The sequence below is a fragment of the Acinetobacter sp. yr461 genome, from assembly GCF_900110445.1.
GTDB classification, from domain to species: Bacteria; Pseudomonadota; Gammaproteobacteria; order Pseudomonadales; family Moraxellaceae; genus Acinetobacter; species Acinetobacter calcoaceticus.
On sequence record NZ_FODU01000007.1, the window covers coordinates 138,037 to 154,971 of the forward strand.

Consider the following 16,935-nt stretch of genomic DNA (forward strand, 5'->3'; position numbering starts at 1 on the left):
TGGCAGTCACTTCAGCCCGTATACTGCCTTGATTTTCAAAAATAACTAATTTTAAGAATGCTGTGCAATACAAACCTTGTCAAGTACAGTGGTTTTCTCTTACAACTTCCTAACAATTCTACCAATAAATCCATACATCCTAAAAAATGGCTTTTAGCTTGCTATTAAACGCATTCCAGCCATTTACCATTCGTTCCCATACCGAACGGTCATTTGCCTCTTCAGGCTCTTCAACAGCTTCTTGCAACTCACTTTGGCTAAACATGAGCAAACCAGCTGCTGTTGCATACATCGAACGACGTAACGCGGCTTGATGCTGATCATCAGCATAAACCTGTAACGGTGGATTGCCCAAATGTGCAGATACCCCCAACATACGGCGAGCTAAACTCACCATACCTTCGATTTGACAAGCATCACCTGTCAGCACTACACCATGGTATAAACCATGAATTGCACCGCTGTGTTCGAGTTCATCGCGAATCTGGCTAAAGATCTCTTCATAACGTGCAATAATAATTTCTGACAACTCAATTCGACTAATGGTTTGAGGGCCATCAATTCCTTCTACCTGAATCATGTGATCTGGCTTAACAGCACTTAAATCGACACAACCATACAGAATTTTAATGCGTTCAGCTTCTTCTGTCGTGGTTTGCAATACAGCAGCAATATCACGTGTAACGTGTTCACCACCGCGCTGCAATGTACGTGCCAGAGCCAAACGTCCATCTAGATAAACCGCAAGATTAGTAATGCCTGCGCCAACATCAACCAGACAAACACCATATTCTTTTTCATCTTTAAGCAAACTTGCCTCGGCGGTTGCCAAGCAAGATACCACCATTTTTTCAACCCCGATATTTGCACCTTTCATGGCGCGATCAAGGTTTTGCATAGTCGCTATAGGCATCATCATTAACTGATAATGTCCTGTCATACTATGGGCAGTCATGTTAATTGGATTCTGCACCCATTCAGCAGAATCACCCAATTCAAAGCCTAACGGCACTGCACTTGCTAAATAGTAATCAGAAGTCACATGACTTGCTTTTGCCAATTCTAACGCGCGCACGACTTCATTTGTTGTAATAACATGTGCTGGATTAGCAACTGGTGTGCGGCCAGAGGCATAAAAACTTTGCAACTCGGTACTCGGAATCGATACCCATGCGCTATGAATGCGACATTCGGCCATATTTTCCGCTTCAGCAACAGCATTTTTAATCGCAGCGATGACTTTATCGAGGCTGACAATTTTTCCTTTATTCATGCCTCGATTGCGAGCAGTTGCCATACCGATAACTTGAATGTTATCCGGCGCATGAATCTTTCCAATCAAAACTGAAACTTTATGCGTCCCAATGTCAATCGCAACAACTGAGGGAACAGCTTCATTCATCACTCATACCATTTCTTTGTTGTTTAATACCAGGCAAATTGCCTATTTTAAAGCCACGTATTATGGCTTTGCTTTTGTTCCACCTGCAATGCTTGTGTCATCAATCGTTACAACAAACTGACCATTCACAATTTTAGGTGGTGTTGCGTTCTTCCATTGAATAGATAATCCATTACGATATCGCAAATCAATGGCTGAGATTTTCGACCACACCGGTTTTAAGTCAGATTGTGCCAGATGACTTAAACGTTGCAACTTATTCATTGTTTGATCTTGGTCAACGATAATTCGTAAACCTGTATCAAACTGCATAAACCAAGTCATTCGCTCTGTCAGATATAACTCTTTTAGGCGCAAGTTGGCGGGATGGAATAATTGATTGATTTCATTATAGCGTCGCATCATCATTTTCGACTGGCTTACCGGACCATGTAGTAACGGAAGCTCAGGATGAATTGTCTGCTCTGCCTCACTGAATACATCGCCTCCATCGCTTAACAAGCGACCTGTTCCCCAACGGGCGATGGCATGTCGAGGCATAACACGAACACGAATACCATTGGGCCAAGCACGAGATACCACAACTCGGTCTACCCATGAAATTTCTAATGTTTTATCACGAATCTGTTCTAAATCGGATGTGAAATAATTCGCTTTTATAATTGGAGCAACATGCTGCATCACTTGTTGTGTTTCAACTGAAGACGTCGACCCTACAACCTCTAGCTTTGCAACTTTTGCATCTGTAATAACTTTATATAGCCCATAAATTCCGACTGCCAGCACTACAAAAGCAATAACCAACAGCACCCATCCACCAGCATTCGCAAGCTTCTGCTTACGTGTAGGCGGTTTATCATGAATAGAGGTGATGGCCGCACGTTTACGGCGCATGGAAGCCGGAAGTTGTGCCATATTTAAGCCGTACCTTCCAATGTTTGCTCAAGAATGGCAACACACAATTCATCAAAACTATAGCCAACAGCTTGAGCAGCTTTTGGAACTAAAGAATGGCTGGTCATACCTGGCACAGTGTTGACTTCTAAAAGCCAGAAATTACCCTGCTCATCCTGCATCGCATCAATACGGCCCCAACCTTCAGCACCAACTGCTTGAAAAGCACGTAAGCACAATGCTTGTAGGTTTTTCTCTTCTGTCTCACTTAGACCACAAGGAATACCATACTCAACATCATTACGTTCATATTTTGCTTCATAGTCATAAAAAGCAACGTCTGCTGGTGGTTGTAAACGAATAACCGGCAAAGGCTGTCCATTTAAGAACGAGATTGTGAATTCACGACCTGTGATCCATTTTTCTGCCATCACAACAGCATCGTGCTGAGTCGCCTTTTCAATTGCAGCAGCAAAGTCTTCTGCTTTTTCAACCTTACTCATGCCCACGCTTGAGCCTTCATGTACAGGTTTGATAATGACAGGCAAGCCCAACTCAGCAATCACCGCATCTAAATCTGTCTCTTTAGTAATAATGCGATATGGCGCTGTAGGTAAATCGCTACCTTGCCAGATTTGCTTGGTTTTGACTTTATCCATGCCAATAGCAGAACCTTGTACACCTGTTCCGGTATAAGGCAGATTTAACCATTCAAGTACACCTTGAATCTGGCCATCTTCACCGCCACGACCATGCAATACAATAAATGCACGATCATAATTTACAAGTTCAGTCACACTGCGGTCTTGCGGATCAAATGCTTCAGCCTGAACACCTGAACGCAATAAAGCATCCAGAACTGCCTGACCACTATCTAAAGACACAGCACGCTCAGCCGATTTCCCACCAAATAGCACGGCAACTTTGCCGAATTTTGTAGCATTTGACACGTTTAAATCCTTAACCCGATAATTCAATACTTTTTGTTTATTTCACATACAAATTGTGTTGTGCAAGTTCTACTGAAATTGCTCCAACGTTACCCGCACCCTGCGTTAATAACAAGTCATTTGGTTGTAACACATTTTGCATGATGTTTTGCAAATTACCTTCAACCGGATCGACCAAAATCGGTTCCACCTGTCCACGTAACCGAATACTACGCGCCAAAGTACGGCTATCTGCACCGACAATAGGCTTCTCACCGGCAGGATAAACTTCCAATAATAATAATTGATCGACTTGAGAAAGCACTTCAATAAAGTCATCAAAACAATCGCGGGTACGAGAGTAACGGTGTGGCTGGAATAACATAACCAAACGACGATCCGGATGGCTCTGACGAGCAGCTTTAATGGTTGCTTCTACTTCTTTAGGATGGTGTCCGTAGTCATCAACCAACTTCACGTTACCATCGGCAAGTTCGAATTCGCCTTGTACTTGGAAGCGACGACCAACACCGCTAAAGCCTGCTAAAGCACGGCTAATTGCGTCATCAGAAACACCTTCATCAGTCGCAACACCAATAGCAGCCAAAGCATTCAAAATATTATGCATGCCTGGCTGGTTGATGGTTAAACGTAGCGGCTCACGACTTTTACGTAACACGGTGAAGTGTGAACGCATACCATCTTGTTCAACATCAATTGCGCGAATGTCGTTATCTTCATTAAAACCATAAGTAATAACTGGACGGCCTACACGTGGCATAATTTCACGAATGTTGGCGTCATCACCACAAACTACAGCCAAACCATAAAATGGTAAGTTATGAAGGAATTGTACGAACGTATCTTTTAATTTATCAAAGCTACCTTCATAGGTATCCATATGGTCAGCATCGATATTCGTTACAATGGCTGCCATAGGTTGCAAATAAAGGAAAGACGCATCTGACTCATCAGCTTCAGCCACGATAAAACGACTTTCGCCCAGTGCAGCATTTACACCTGTGCTATTAAGCAAACCACCAATGACATAGGTTGGATCAAGGTTTTCTTCAGCCAACATGGTGGTTAAAAGACTTGTAGTAGTGGTTTTACCATGCGTACCAGCTACAGCAATACCATGACGGTAACGCATAAGCTCACCTAGCATCTCTGCACGGCGTACAATTGGAGTACGTTGCTCAATCGCTGCTTTAATTTCCGGATTTTCTGGATCAATCGCTGTAGAAACTACAAGCACATTGGCATTTTTAATATTTTCCGCTTGATGGCCGATATAAACCTTGATGCCATTTTGCTCTAATTGTTCTGTAGTTTTAGATGCTTTAATGTCTGAACCAGAAATTTTATAACCTTGGTTACCCAATACCTCTGCAATGCCACACATCCCAGCACCACCGATCCCCACAAAATGAATGTGTTTGATACGGCGCATTTCAGGCACTTTAATCAGTTTTTTTGCTTGGTTCGCAGCTGTTGATGGAGACATAGTAAATCCGATTACATTTTTTGGATAAGATCAACCACATGCTGAGTCGCATTTGGTTGGGCATGTTGACGCGCTTTCACTGCCATTTCTGTAAGTAATTGGCGGTTCATCAGCGAAGTGAACAATTCATTTAAAACATCTGGCGTCATAGTCGATTGCTGGCAAATTTTTGCAGCGCCGATATCAGCCAGAAATTTAGCATTTGCAGTTTGGTGATCATCAACTGCTATCGGAAGTGGTACAAAAACTGCTGCAACACCTGCTGTTGCAACTTCCGTCACCGTTAATGCTCCAGCTCGGCAAATAATTAAATCAGCTTCACTATAAGCCTTTGCCATATCTTCAATAAACGGCAAAACCTGCACCTTTAAGTTGGCTGGTGCATCTGCATAAAGTGCTTGAGTTGCTTCAACTTGTTGTTGACCACTTTGATGAAAAATATTGAGTGGAACTTGTATTTTTTTAAGCGCTGGCGGTAAATGTTCATTAAGCGCTTTTGCACCTAAAGAACCGCCAACAATTAAAATATTTAAAGGTTGTCCCGCTTGCTCACGCGCATCATAACGCCACTTAGAGCTTAAAATATCGGTGATTTCACGACGTACAGGATTTCCGGTTGTAACAACTTTTTCGCTAACAGGAAAAGTATTTGGAAATGCTTCACACACGACTTTAGCAACGCGCGCTAACTGTGCATTGGTAAAACCAGCAACTGCATTTTGCTCATGGATGAGTACAGGAATACCTAACAATCGTGCTGCTAAACCACCAGGCCCAGCAACATAACCGCCAAAGCCTGCAACTGCATCAACTTTAAGCTGTTTCATATAGCGCATTGCGCTTAAAGTCGCTTTTAAAATTTTAAAAGGCGCAGCAAGTTTACGGACCACACCGTTTCCACGAACACCTTGAATATCAATTTGATAAATTGGAATATTTTGATCTTTTAATAAACGATTTTCCATACCTGTTGGCGTGGCTAACCATGAAACCTGACAACCTTGTTGTTGAAGTTGTTTGGCTACGGCGAGGGCTGGAAAAACATGTCCACCTGTACCGGCAGCCATCATCATGACATGTTTGGGTTTACTTTGCTGTGAATCGGTCACGGTCTAATTCTTCAACTCAAAAAACAATGGAAATTGTCATCTATTTTTGTAGCCGTTTATTTTAATCCTAAAGCTTCATTAACGAAAAGCTAATTTCACTCGTTTATAACAGAAAGATGTGCTTTTTTGAAAATATGCCTACAAAGCACTAGCGTATTTCATATTGTGATTTTATTAATTCATATATTTTCAGGTGATTTCCCATAAATACCGCTGAAAATCACCTGAAATAAATAATTAAGTCGTACGACCCGCTTCTAATACATCAAACAGATTATCGGCAATTGATGTACCAAATTGAGCATCAATTTCACGAATACATGTTGGGCTGGTGACATTAATTTCAGTGACATAATTGCCAATTACATCTAAACCAACAAAAATCAAACCTTTTTCGCGCAAGAAAGGACCAATTTTAGCTGCGATCAGCTTATCGTTTTCAGTAAGCGGACGCGCTTGACCTAAGCCACCTGCCGCTAAGTTACCGCGCACTTCACCATTTTGTGGAATACGAGCGAGGCAGTAAGGAATAGGTTCACCGTTTACCATCAAAATACGCTTATCCCCTTCTACAATCTCAGGAATATAACGCTGAGCCATAATTGGACGAGTACCTAACTCTGTCAGCATTTCCAACGTTGAACCAATGTTTACACCATCTTGATATAAGCGGAAAATTCCCGTACCGCCCATACCATCAAGTGGTTTCACAATGACATCGCCATGTTCTTTAAGAAATTCACGAATTAAACTTTGTTGCGATGTCACAAGTGTAGGTACTTGCAGCTCTGGGAATTGCGTTGCAAATAGCTTTTCATTGCAATCACGCAATGACTGAGGTTTATTGATAATCCATGAACCTTCGCGTTCAGCTTGCTCAAGCACGTAAGTCGTATAGACAAAATTCATATCAAACGGTGGGTCTTTACGCATCAACACCACATCGTAAGCCGCGATAGATTCTTTTTTCTTTTCACCCAACTCGTAATAATGATTGTAATCTTCAAATACTTTTAATGGCGAGATTAGACCGTAAGCCTTACCTTGATCGATATATAAATCTTGTTGTAATGCATAACCCAATTCATGTCCACGACGGCTCGCCGCCCACAACATTGCCATGGTTGAATCCTTTTTAAGATTTACGGTTTCAATCGGATCCATGACGACAAGTACACGCATGCTCAAGCTCTTCATAAAATTTAAATTAGCATGAGTATAGCTGAGATTTTTCACTCGTTTTTCTTAATTTCAGTAAATCGTTATCTGTTATTCCATTAACTAGAACTCAAGTAAATTCAGTTAAACTATGACCATAAAATATTATTTTTAAAGGCTAAAGATGAAACTTTATCGCTATTTAACTGGCCCTGATGACTCTGCTTTTTGTGCACGAGTAACTAAAGCACTGAATCACGGCTGGGAATTATATGAAGCACCCAGCATGACCTTTAATGGCACGCATGTGATTGTTGGACAAGCAATTTGCAAAACGATTGACGAGAGTTATGATCCAGAAATGGATATTTTAGATGTTCTGAAAAATAACGCTTAACCCCAAGGGGGAGCTTTTATTGGTAAAAGCCCCTCTCTAAAACTCAATTAACAAGAAAAACTAATGAGTTAATTCACATAGTTTGTTTAATTTACTCATTACATTCCTAAAAAATAGTTATTAAAAAATAAATATGTCATTTTTTAAGACAATAGTTCTTTTATTCTAAACAAATAAATGATTATAATTATCATTTATACTTTTATTTTTGTTAATTGATTTTATTTTATGTTAAGAATTTCTACATCATCTCCCCAAATTAAGCGTTTGTTCCCGCTCAGCTTACTCAGTTTAATGATCCTTAATATTCAAGGTGTATACGCTGAAGACTCTAGTAACTCATCCTCGAAAGTTGCAGCGACCATGCCAACCATAAAAATTGAGGCCATGAGTGAACTCGACCCAATCAAAAGCTATATCGACTATGACAAAGCCAATGTCACACGTAATGGCTTAGATAAAAAAGATGTCCCTCAAACCGTTGATACCATTGATGTTCAGAAATATAAAATTTATGGATCAAATGATTTAAGCGTTATGCTGCAAGGCACACCTGGGGTATCTACCAATTACGACATGCGTGGTGATGGCATTACCATTCGTGGTTTTGGTGCTGACACAGGCGATATTTACCGTGATGGTATACGTGAAAGTGGGCAAGTACGCCGTAGTACTGCCAATATTGAGCGTATTGAAATTTTAAAAGGCCCCGCTTCTGTTTTATATGGCCGTAGCGCTGGTGGTGGGGTTGTGAATATGGTGAGTAAATTCGCCAATTTCGACTCTAAAAGTTCAGTTGGCGCTTATGCAGGCTCATACGATAACTATGGAACCACTGCTGACATCAACCAAGTCATTAATGACAATTTAGCAGTACGCCTTACGGGAGAATATGGCGAGTCAGGTAGCTTTCGCTCTGGTATTGAAAATAAAATTGAGATGTTTTCACCAAGTTTTACGTATAAAAATGATGATGGAACGCTTACTTGGACCACACAATATACGTATGACAAATTAGGTCGTGTACCTGATCGCGGGCCAACACAAGACAACTTACCTGAGGGAACTTCGATCAAAACAGGATTTGCCCAAGACGGAGATTATGTTGATGATATTTTGCAGGTGGTTCGTACCGATGTGAATTATGAATATGCGCCTGATTGGAACTTTCACTGGGCAGCAAGTTACCGACAAGCAGAACAGAACTTTGATCACTTTTATTTTGGAACTTATTGTGGGTTAGATGGAAACGATCTAAAAGGCAAAGAATGCACGACCAAAAAAGGCTATATCAACCAAATTTACTACTGGCAACAAACCAGCAATAAAACCACCACCAATACATTTGATATTAAGGGTAAATTCAAAACAGGTTCGCTTGAACATCAAATCATGATGGGTACAGACTGGACCTATGAACAACGAGAACCACGTCTAGCCAATAAGACTCAAAATGGTTCAGCCATTTATGGTTACGTCAATCCATTCACAGGTGAACGAGAATCAAGTCGTGGCAATGGCCCACTCTTAATTAGTCAGCATAACTACAATGAAGGCACAACTTATGGCGTATTCATTCAGGATTTAATTGGTCTAAATGACCAACTTAAACTCATGTTAGGCTTACGTTATGATTACTTTGACTTTTCAACAACCAATAAACTTACTAATGCACATCGTAATGTAAAAGACAGTACTGTTAGCCCAAATGTTGGCTTGGTATGGCAACCGCTTCCTGAACATAGCTTTTACACCTCTTACTCTAAGAGCTTTGCACCGTTTGGCGGGCAAATGGGTGTTAATCAAGTTACAGGCGGCACCGATGTCGAAAAAATGGACAAAGAGCCTCAATATAATGAACAATATGAAGTGGGTGTAAAAAGCGAATGGTTAGATAATCGTTTAAATACTCAATTCTCTGTTTTTGATATTCGTAAAAATAATATTCGCTATAAACCAAACGCTGATGAGCAACCAGATGTATGGGCAACTGCTGGTCAGCATCAATCTCGTGGTGTTGAATTTAGTTTTATTGGACGTGTGCTTGATAATGTCTTTGTTCGCGGTGGTTATGGTTACACAGATGCAAAAGTAAAAGAAGATAAACAAAATCCTGAACGAGAGGGCAACTATTTAGCCAACACATCAAAAAATACGGGTAATTTATTTATTCGTTATTTACCAACTGAACAGTGGTATACCGAAATGGGTGTGACTTATGTCGGGTCTTATTACCCGAATATTAACAATGAAGTAAAAATGGAAGGCTTTAATCGTGTCGACGCTGCAATTGGTTATAGTGCAGATCCTTGGAACGTCACTATTGCGGTGAATAACCTAACCAATAAAGAATACTGGCGTTCAGACAGCATGCCAGGCACGCCACGTAATGTGTTATTGCGTTTGAATTATCAATTCTAAATAAAATATTAAACTGGCATACCCCTATTTAGAGGTATGCCCTTTTATTTTTAGATACCATATTTCTCGCGATAAGCTTGCATATTTGCTAGTGCTTCTTTTTCGCCTTTCGCATCTAAATAATCCATTAAATCTTTCATGGTGATCAGCGCGTGCACAGGAATTTCTAATTCTTTTTGAACTTCTTGAATTGCAGAAAGTTCACCTTGACCACGTTCTTGACGATCTAGCGCAACTAAAACACCAGCGATAGTTGCGCCAGCGTTTTTCAAAATCGTTACAACTTCACGAATCGCTGTACCTGCGGTAATCACGTCATCAATAATCCAGACTTTTTTACCTTCAACCGCAGCACCAACTAAAACACCACCTTCACCATGATCTTTCGCTTCTTTACGGTTAAAGCCCCATGGCACACTTTTGTTATGTACTTGCGATAAGGCAACAGCAGTCGCTGCTACAAATGGAATACCTTTGTAAGCTGGCCCAAAAATCACATCAACATTTTGACATTGTGTTAATTTATCAGCATAGCCTTGTGCTAAAAGAGACAAAGCTTCACCATCGTTGAGTAGGCCTGCATTAAAAAAATAAGGACTCACACGTCCAGATTTTAAAGTAAACTCACCAAATTTAAGCACACCGCGTGATAATGCGAGTTCGATAAATGCTTGCGGGTTAAATGACACAGGCGTTGTCATGAGGTGCTCCAAATTCACAATTGAGGTTAAATTTTCGCATGATACCAAAGGATCAGTATCCAAGTGATGTAAAAATTCTTCGAGTCGTTTCCATTAACGTAAATGGCTTGCGTTCTTCGGTGACGAAAGGCTTACTTGAATGGTTAGAACAATCAGATGCCGATGTCGTATGCATGCAGGAAAGCCGCATTACCCATGAACAATGGACTGAAAAATTTAGACCCGAAGGATGGCATACCCATCTATTTCCAGCAGAACGTGCAGGTTACGCAGGAACTGCCATATATAGCCGCTTACCCTTTGTCTCTGTTAAAGATGGTTTAGGGTTTGAACTGGCTGACAGTCAAGGTCGCTTTATTTCTGCTGAATTCGATTTAGGTTTGTCACATCCGGTACATATTGCGTCATTATACTTACCTTCAGGCTCAAGTGGTGAAGAAGCGCAAGCACGTAAAGATTTATTTTTAGGTGAATACGCGAAAATCTTGAAGCAATGGCGTGATGAAAATAAGTCAGTCATCATTTGTGGTGACTACAATATTGTTCATAAACGCATTGATATTAAAAACTGGTCGGGTAATCAAAAATCATCTGGCTGTTTACCGCATGAACGTGCTTGGCTTGACCATATTTATGATGAACTTGGTTATGTTGATACGTTCCGCGTTGTTCGAGCAGAAGCAGAACTTTATTCATGGTGGTCAAATCGCGGCCAAGCTCGTGCAAAAAATGTAGGGTGGCGTATTGACTATCAAGCCTGCTCACCAGACTGGAAAGCACGCACAACCAATGCATGGGTCTTTAAAGATCAATGGTTTAGCGACCATGCACCAGTTATTATCGACTATAAAATTCAAGAATAAGTGAACAGTTGTTCACTTACCTTGTCGTTTTCGCTTACAGCATATGTCGTTTTTGAGTATTTTTCTTACACAGCTTTAACGGCATTATAGCCCCACGGCACAGGGAAGCAGTCAGGATGACGCAAAAGGATAGGACGCCGTAGGAAGATAAAATAAACTTATGATAAGTTTATTTGCAAGGATGTGACATTGGACGTTGAAATGAGACCCGCATGATCAGGATGATTAAATGCGGGTTTTCTCTTTTCAATCTCTTATTTTTTGCGCTAAGTTCTTTTAGTTTTAACTTCTTCTTATTAAGCTCATTATCGCCTTGTCTTATGACAATAACATGACATTTCTCTTTCGATTAATCATAATTTTTCATTTGTTTTAAAAGTATCTGTATAAAGTAGTGCTCAAATGCTTTTTGGGGTAGGCTGTGTGCTCTCTCTTTTTGACATGGTCCGATAAAATGTTAAAAATTTATGGAATCAAAAACTGTAACTCAATGAAAAAAGCATTTGATGCCTTGCAAGCTAAAGGGCTTAACTATGATTTTCATGATTATAAAAAACAAGGGATTGATGCAGATACCCTAAAAATTTGGTTAAAAGAAATTGGGAAAGACACGGTTCTAAACAAAAAAGGAACCACTTGGCGTAAGCTATCAGAAGAAGAACAAACGCATGCATTAAGCAGTGAAGACCATCTTATTGAAGCACTTATTGCTCAACCAAGTTTAATTAAAAGACCAGTTTTACAAACTTCCCAAGGTTTTATCGTCGGTTTTGATGAAGCGATATATCAAAATATCCAAGCATAAAAAAACGAGCCATTTGGCTCGTTTTTTATTAAAACTTTTAGTTAGCGCGAATCCATGTTTGGTTACGACCAAGTGCAGAAACACCAATATAGCCACGCAATTTAAGCTTCTTACCGCCATCTGTTAACTCACCTTTCAATTTGTAAGTTTTACCAGATTTAGGATCTAAAATCGTACCGTTTTCATAACTGTTGCCACCTACATTTTTTAAATTATGTACAATGGTGACACCTTTAAGTGGTTTGTTTTTGTACGGACCTTCACATTTTGTACAAGCGTTTTCTTCGCCCGGTGTCAAAATGTTTTGAATGGTTGCAGTTAAGGTCCCATCCTTCTGTTCCGTAAATTTAACTACGGCTTTTGGCTTATTGGTCTGATCATCAATTGTTTTCCATACCGTTCCATTGAGTGTATCAGCCGCATTGGCAAATGCAGCCATACCAATGAGTCCTAAAGCTAAAGCAATCTTTTTCATTTTTGTAATATCCTTGGGTCTTTCAAGATTTTAGTATTCAGAAGTCGCAAAGATATTGCAATTTTTGAATGTGACTGTTTCGTGTAACCTTGTAATCTTGCAAAATAAAATTTACAAGAAAACAAGAAACTAGCATAAAAATGGATGCTATATGAATATATCAAATGTTTGGAAATATTACTTTACAGAAACTTTTCTTAAAACAACAATTCGCAAGCCAAGTCAGCTAAATTTACCGCCTACTGCCTTACGTCCTGTTTTAGACCAAATGTGTCGTGCTTTTCCACGACAAAAAAATGTCTCTGTTCGCCCAATTCGGCTGGCAGGCATTAAAGGTGAAGAAATCAAACCGCAAGATCATGCTACTCAACTGATTTTTCACATTCACGGCGGCGCTTTTTTTCTTGGCAGTGTCAAAACACACCATGCTTTTATGACAGATTTGGCCGCTCGCACCCAAATGCAAGTTATTCATGTGGATTATCCTCTAGCACCGGAACATCCCTACCCTGAGGCAACCGAAGCTCTATATGACATCTATCAATCTTTAGTGGTACAAGGTCTTCAGCCAAAGGATATTATTTTATCTGGTGATTCATGCGGAGCCAATTTAGCATTAGCACTTTGCTTACGCTTGAAAGAACAACCCGAGCTCATGCCGAGTGGTCTTATTTTATTGTCGCCTTTTTTAGATTTAACGCTGACAAGCGAATCATTAAGATTTAACCAAAAACATGATGCCCTGCTTTCGCTTGAAGCCCTGCAAACAGGGATCCAGCATTATATTGGCAATCAGATTGCAGCCGATGACCCTCGTGTTTCACCAATTTTTGATGATCTGCATGGCCTACCACCAACCTTAGTTCAGGTAGGTTCTAAAGAAATCTTGTTAGATGATGCCAAACGATTTAGAGAAAAAGCTGAAGATGCAGGTGTTAAAGTTCAATTTAAACTTTATACAGGCATGTGGCATAACTTCCAGATGTTTAACGCATGGTTTGATGAGGCTAAACAAGCATTGTCAGATATTGCTGAATTTGCTCATGAATTAGATAAAACTTAATTTATCTATAAATGATGTGAAGAGTGAATAAAACTTTTCACATCATTTTCTTTATAAAAAGTCATCATATATAAATTGAAAATCATGTTATGTTTAAAATATAAATTATTTAAACAATCCAATTTTATTTTAGGATGGTCTAACAAAGAGGCATCTATATTTAGGAGCCCTTACATATTATGAAAAATTGTTTAATCATTCATCCCATACATAAAATAAAACATGTAATAATCGATTTCATCCACAATAATCACATCATCAACTGGACGCCATTACAAAAAAGCGCCCTGATGCTTACACTTGCCTCTGCAATGAATTTCAGTTGGATTTTATGGAAAGGCTATATTTTAATTACGCCAAGTGTTTGGCAATGGGCACATTTACCTTTAGTTGAATCTCAAATCTGGTTAAATCTATTTACCTTATTTTTATTAGTCTTACTGATTATTCCCTGCTATCGCTACAAAAATCATGAGTGGGCCCAAAACATTATCCCCTTGATTAGTGTTCAATTTTTTACGCTCATGCTATGCCACGATGGATATTTAATTGGCAGTATTAGCCCCGCCACCATGGTAGGTTATGTCGGTACCATTGGTGTAGGACTCGTGTTATTCGAACGAAAAATTGTTTATAGCGCTCTTGTACCTGCCACCATTATTTTAACGGTATGTACTTATTTAAGTATGAGAGGCACTTTGCCTTATGCACCATTATTTAATCTTATTGCTATGCAACGTGCTCAAACTAACCCCTTTTGGTTAGGAAGCATGGCATTTTTTATTATGCCCATTTTATTGGCCTGTTTTATTTTATTTGAGATATTACTCACTCAATGGCGTCAGCGCGAAACTTATATTCAACGCCTAAGCCAACTCGACCCATTAACCAACGTATTAAATAGACGTAGTTTAAACACGCATTTAGAGTCACTACACCAACAACAATTTGATTATGCCGTGGTGCTTCTTGATATTGATCACTTTAAAAAAATTAATGATATTTACGGACATCATCAAGGCGATCAGGTTTTAATTGAAATTGCCCAATGCCTATCAAACAACGTGCGTAGTGAAGATATTATTGGTCGATTTGGTGGAGAGGAGTTTATTTTATTATTGCCTCATACCGATATTATTCAGGCAGAAAGAATTGCTGAGCGCTGCCGCCATGCTTTAGAAGAAATGCCAGTTTTTAGCACTCAAAATAATCCTATTCATATTAGCGCGAGTTTTGGAATAAGCAGTTCAGCTTTTGCACAAGACCCTTATCTTGTCATTAGACAAGCAGACCAAGCGCTTTATGGCGTAAAAGCCTCAGGACGAAATCAGGTGCGTACATTTCATCAGACTGAAGCTATTAATACGTTATGATTTTTTTAACTTTGCCAAGCTCGCCAGTTGTTGCAAAAGTTCTTGCTGACTAAATGCACCAGTTAAACGCAACGCACGAATTTCTTTTTGCTCTGGGCTTAAAAATAAATAGGTTGGTGGTCCTAAAATATTCCATTGTTTGAGTAAAGCTTCATGTGACTGATCATAATGGCTCAAATCAAGCTTAATTAAATAATAGGGTGCAAGAGCAGACTGCACCTCGGGTGCTTTTAAAATACGGTGCTCAATAGGTTGGCAGGCAACACACCAGTCTGCATAAACATCAACTACAATAGCCCGATCAGCTGGAGCAGCCGCTAAAATCTTTTGGAAGTCTGCCGCGCTAGCCGCAACATGCCACTCAGCCATATGGTCAGAACTTTGCAAATTTCGATTATGAATATGTTGATACTGGTTATAGGCTACAAAAGGTGTAACGATTAACAATAAAATCGCATAGAGCCATTGTAGCTGCCCTTTTTTCCAGAAAAACTGATAAACAGCATAAACGATAAAAGCGAGTCCTAATACTAAACTAAGTACTTGCATGCCCCAATCAGGCAATAAAGGACGAATAAAGTAGAGGCTTAAACCCAACATCAGGAAAGCAAAAATCACTTTAATCTGATGCATCCAGTCGCCAGCTTTAGGTAAAAATTTTGCACCTAATATGCTCGCGAGCAATAAGGGAATCCCCATCCCAAATCCCAGACAAAACAGAAGCAAAGCTCCTTGCCATTGGTTTTGTGTTTGAGAAATAAATAATAAAGTTCCAGCGAGTGGTGCAGTCATACAAGGACCCACCAAGAGCGCAGAAACCACACCCATGACTCCAGCACCCACTAAAGTGCCACCTTGTTGCATGGACTGAATGCGGTCAAGACGGTTTAACCATGTTTGCGGCAAACGAAGTTCAAACAAGCCAAATAGGTTCAGAGCAAATACAATAAACAGCAAACTAAAGGCAATTAAAGTAGCAGGCTGTTGTAACCAGCGTTGGAAATTTAAACCTGCTGAAGAAGCAATTAAACCTAAACCTGCATAAACCAATGCCATACTACACACAAAGGTAAGTGCAATGACCCAAGCTTTTAAGCCTTTATGCTCTCGAATAATTAATGAAGTTAAAATAGGAAGCATCGGTAAAGAACATGGCGTAAATGCGAGCAGCATGCCTAAACCTAAAAATAATAAAATCCCATACCAAAGTGAGTGTTCAATTAACTTAGCTGACCAGATCTGATCTTGTGCAATTTGTGGTGTAGTTGTATCAACAGCCGTCTGTGTACTCTGCTCTTTTTCTAAAGATTCTGAATCTGAAGAGGTATCTGGTTGCGTATTTGCTAAATCTAACAATCGTTTTGGTGCGGTTCCCGCTTGGTTTTGTACACCGACCAAGCCATCTGCATCGGTTTGAAACTCAATGGTTTGTGGTGGATAACAAATACGGTCTTTGGCACAGCCCTGCCAAGTCACACTATAGTGCTCTGAAGGCTTTGTCTTAATTTGGAAATTAACTTGATTGTAGTAAACCTGACTTTGCCCATAATTTTCATCATGTTGAGCAATAGCTTTTGGTAACTTTAAAACTAAAGGTTGAGTACCTTGTTGTACGGTAAATTTATGCTGATATAGATAGTAATTTGGCTGAATCTGCCAAGATAAACTCGCAGTATGCGGCTCAGAAGATTCAACCGAAAATGAAAAAGCTTGTTCGGGTGACAGTAACTTATCTTGCGCAGAAACCAACTGGCTAAATACACAAACTATAACTGCTAGAAAATAAAGAATTCCCTGATGTATAAGCTTTTTCATTAACATAAATTTAAATTGCTTTG

General features: G+C 39.7%; 15 protein-coding genes. 6 read left to right on the forward strand and 9 right to left on the reverse strand.

Going from position 1 to position 16,935, the window contains the following annotated elements:
- Positions 1-139: 139 nt before the first annotated feature.
- The 6 genes from ftsA to gshB all read right to left on the reverse strand — a co-directional run bounded on the left by ftsA (position 140) and on the right by gshB (position 7,023).
- Positions 140-1,402, reverse strand: a complete 1,263-nt coding sequence (gene ftsA / locus BMW38_RS12300) for a cell division protein FtsA (RefSeq protein ID WP_045433761.1) — start codon at positions 1,400-1,402, stop codon at positions 140-142.
- A 60-nt stretch (positions 1,403-1,462) separates the two neighbouring features.
- Complete coding sequence (locus BMW38_RS12305; RefSeq protein WP_092708465.1) at positions 1,463-2,317, reverse strand: cell division protein FtsQ/DivIB; 855 nt, start codon at positions 2,315-2,317, stop codon at positions 1,463-1,465.
- 2 nt (positions 2,318-2,319) lie between these two features.
- Entirely contained in the window at positions 2,320-3,246 is a 927-nt protein-coding gene (locus BMW38_RS12310; RefSeq protein WP_003654094.1) for a D-alanine--D-alanine ligase, read from the reverse strand.
- Positions 3,247-3,283: 37 nt separating this feature from the next.
- On the reverse strand, positions 3,284-4,732 hold the full coding sequence (gene murC, locus BMW38_RS12315; RefSeq protein WP_092708468.1) for a UDP-N-acetylmuramate--L-alanine ligase: 1,449 nt from the start codon (positions 4,730-4,732) through the stop codon (positions 3,284-3,286).
- An 11-nt stretch (positions 4,733-4,743) separates the two neighbouring features.
- The gene (murG, locus tag BMW38_RS12320) at positions 4,744-5,841 is read right to left on the reverse strand and encodes an undecaprenyldiphospho-muramoylpentapeptide beta-N-acetylglucosaminyltransferase (protein WP_092708471.1); all 1,098 of its coding nucleotides are present in this window, start codon (positions 5,839-5,841) and stop codon (positions 4,744-4,746) included.
- Positions 5,842-6,078: 237 nt separating this feature from the next.
- Positions 6,079-7,023, reverse strand: a complete 945-nt coding sequence (gshB, locus tag BMW38_RS12325) for a glutathione synthase (RefSeq protein WP_092708475.1) — start codon at positions 7,021-7,023, stop codon at positions 6,079-6,081.
- Positions 7,024-7,183: 160 nt separating this feature from the next.
- Between gshB and BMW38_RS12330 the strand changes: the two genes are divergently transcribed.
- Together BMW38_RS12330 and BMW38_RS12335 are read left to right on the forward strand one after the other, a co-directional pair.
- Positions 7,184-7,396, forward strand: a complete 213-nt coding sequence (locus BMW38_RS12330; protein WP_092708478.1) for a DUF1737 domain-containing protein — start codon at positions 7,184-7,186, stop codon at positions 7,394-7,396.
- A gap of 228 nt (positions 7,397-7,624) precedes the next feature.
- Positions 7,625-9,817, forward strand: a complete 2,193-nt coding sequence (locus BMW38_RS12335) for a TonB-dependent receptor (RefSeq protein WP_213031153.1) — start codon at positions 7,625-7,627, stop codon at positions 9,815-9,817.
- A gap of 50 nt (positions 9,818-9,867) precedes the next feature.
- Here BMW38_RS12335 and pyrE read toward each other — a convergent pair whose 3' ends face one another.
- On the reverse strand, positions 9,868-10,518 hold the full coding sequence (gene pyrE, locus BMW38_RS12340) for an orotate phosphoribosyltransferase (protein ID WP_004639998.1): 651 nt from the start codon (positions 10,516-10,518) through the stop codon (positions 9,868-9,870).
- A 38-nt stretch (positions 10,519-10,556) separates the two neighbouring features.
- On the opposite strand from pyrE, the gene BMW38_RS12345 reads away from it, so the two are divergent.
- Together BMW38_RS12345 and BMW38_RS12350 are read left to right on the forward strand one after the other, a co-directional pair.
- Positions 10,557-11,381 (forward strand): exodeoxyribonuclease III, encoded by an 825-nt coding sequence (locus tag BMW38_RS12345; RefSeq protein ID WP_005038000.1) that lies wholly within the window; start codon positions 10,557-10,559, stop codon positions 11,379-11,381.
- A gap of 454 nt (positions 11,382-11,835) precedes the next feature.
- Positions 11,836-12,186, forward strand: coding sequence for an arsenate reductase (locus tag BMW38_RS12350; RefSeq protein WP_092708481.1), 351 nt, complete (start codon positions 11,836-11,838; stop codon positions 12,184-12,186).
- A gap of 37 nt (positions 12,187-12,223) precedes the next feature.
- Here BMW38_RS12350 and BMW38_RS12355 read toward each other — a convergent pair whose 3' ends face one another.
- A complete protein-coding gene (locus tag BMW38_RS12355) occupies positions 12,224-12,661 on the reverse strand; it encodes a DUF2147 domain-containing protein (protein ID WP_003654111.1) in 438 nt (145 codons plus the stop codon).
- 151 nt (positions 12,662-12,812) lie between these two features.
- Here BMW38_RS12355 and BMW38_RS12360 point away from each other — a divergent pair, with 151 nt between their 5' ends.
- Together BMW38_RS12360 and BMW38_RS12365 are read left to right on the forward strand one after the other, a co-directional pair.
- Entirely contained in the window at positions 12,813-13,724 is a 912-nt protein-coding gene (locus BMW38_RS12360) for an alpha/beta hydrolase (protein WP_092708484.1), read from the forward strand.
- Between the two features lie 179 nt (positions 13,725-13,903).
- The gene (locus BMW38_RS12365) at positions 13,904-15,097 is read left to right on the forward strand and encodes a GGDEF domain-containing protein (protein WP_213031154.1); all 1,194 of its coding nucleotides are present in this window, start codon (positions 13,904-13,906) and stop codon (positions 15,095-15,097) included.
- Here BMW38_RS12365 and dsbD read toward each other — a convergent pair.
- Positions 15,092-16,918, reverse strand: a complete 1,827-nt coding sequence (gene dsbD / locus BMW38_RS12370) for a protein-disulfide reductase DsbD (RefSeq protein ID WP_092708490.1) — start codon at positions 16,916-16,918, stop codon at positions 15,092-15,094. The two genes, BMW38_RS12365 and dsbD, sit on opposite strands and share 6 nt — an antisense overlap.
- Positions 16,919-16,935 lie beyond the last annotated feature (17 nt).

Excerpts from the sequence above, each read along its gene's own strand:
- BMW38_RS12345 (WP_005038000.1), top strand. The coding sequence starts at position 10,557 with ATGATACCAAAGGATCAGTATCCAAGTGATGTAAAAATTCTTCGAGTC.
- murC (WP_092708468.1), bottom strand. The coding sequence starts at position 4,732 with ATGTCTCCATCAACAGCTGCGAACCAAGCAAAAAAACTGATTAAAGTG.
- BMW38_RS12365 (WP_213031154.1), top strand. The coding sequence starts at position 13,904 with ATGAAAAATTGTTTAATCATTCATCCCATACATAAAATAAAACATGTA.
- BMW38_RS12305 (WP_092708465.1), bottom strand. The coding sequence starts at position 2,317 with ATGGCACAACTTCCGGCTTCCATGCGCCGTAAACGTGCGGCCATCACC.
- BMW38_RS12355 (WP_003654111.1), bottom strand. The coding sequence starts at position 12,661 with ATGAAAAAGATTGCTTTAGCTTTAGGACTCATTGGTATGGCTGCATTT.
- BMW38_RS12330 (WP_092708478.1), top strand. The coding sequence starts at position 7,184 with ATGAAACTTTATCGCTATTTAACTGGCCCTGATGACTCTGCTTTTTGT.
- ftsA (WP_045433761.1), bottom strand. The coding sequence starts at position 1,402 with ATGAATGAAGCTGTTCCCTCAGTTGTTGCGATTGACATTGGGACGCAT.
- BMW38_RS12350 (WP_092708481.1), top strand. The coding sequence starts at position 11,836 with ATGTTAAAAATTTATGGAATCAAAAACTGTAACTCAATGAAAAAAGCA.
- BMW38_RS12360 (WP_092708484.1), top strand. The coding sequence starts at position 12,813 with ATGAATATATCAAATGTTTGGAAATATTACTTTACAGAAACTTTTCTT.
- BMW38_RS12335 (WP_213031153.1), top strand. The coding sequence starts at position 7,625 with ATGTTAAGAATTTCTACATCATCTCCCCAAATTAAGCGTTTGTTCCCG.
- gshB (WP_092708475.1), bottom strand. The coding sequence starts at position 7,023 with ATGCGTGTACTTGTCGTCATGGATCCGATTGAAACCGTAAATCTTAAA.
- dsbD (WP_092708490.1), bottom strand. The coding sequence starts at position 16,918 with ATGTTAATGAAAAAGCTTATACATCAGGGAATTCTTTATTTTCTAGCA.
- pyrE (WP_004639998.1), bottom strand. The coding sequence starts at position 10,518 with ATGACAACGCCTGTGTCATTTAACCCGCAAGCATTTATCGAACTCGCA.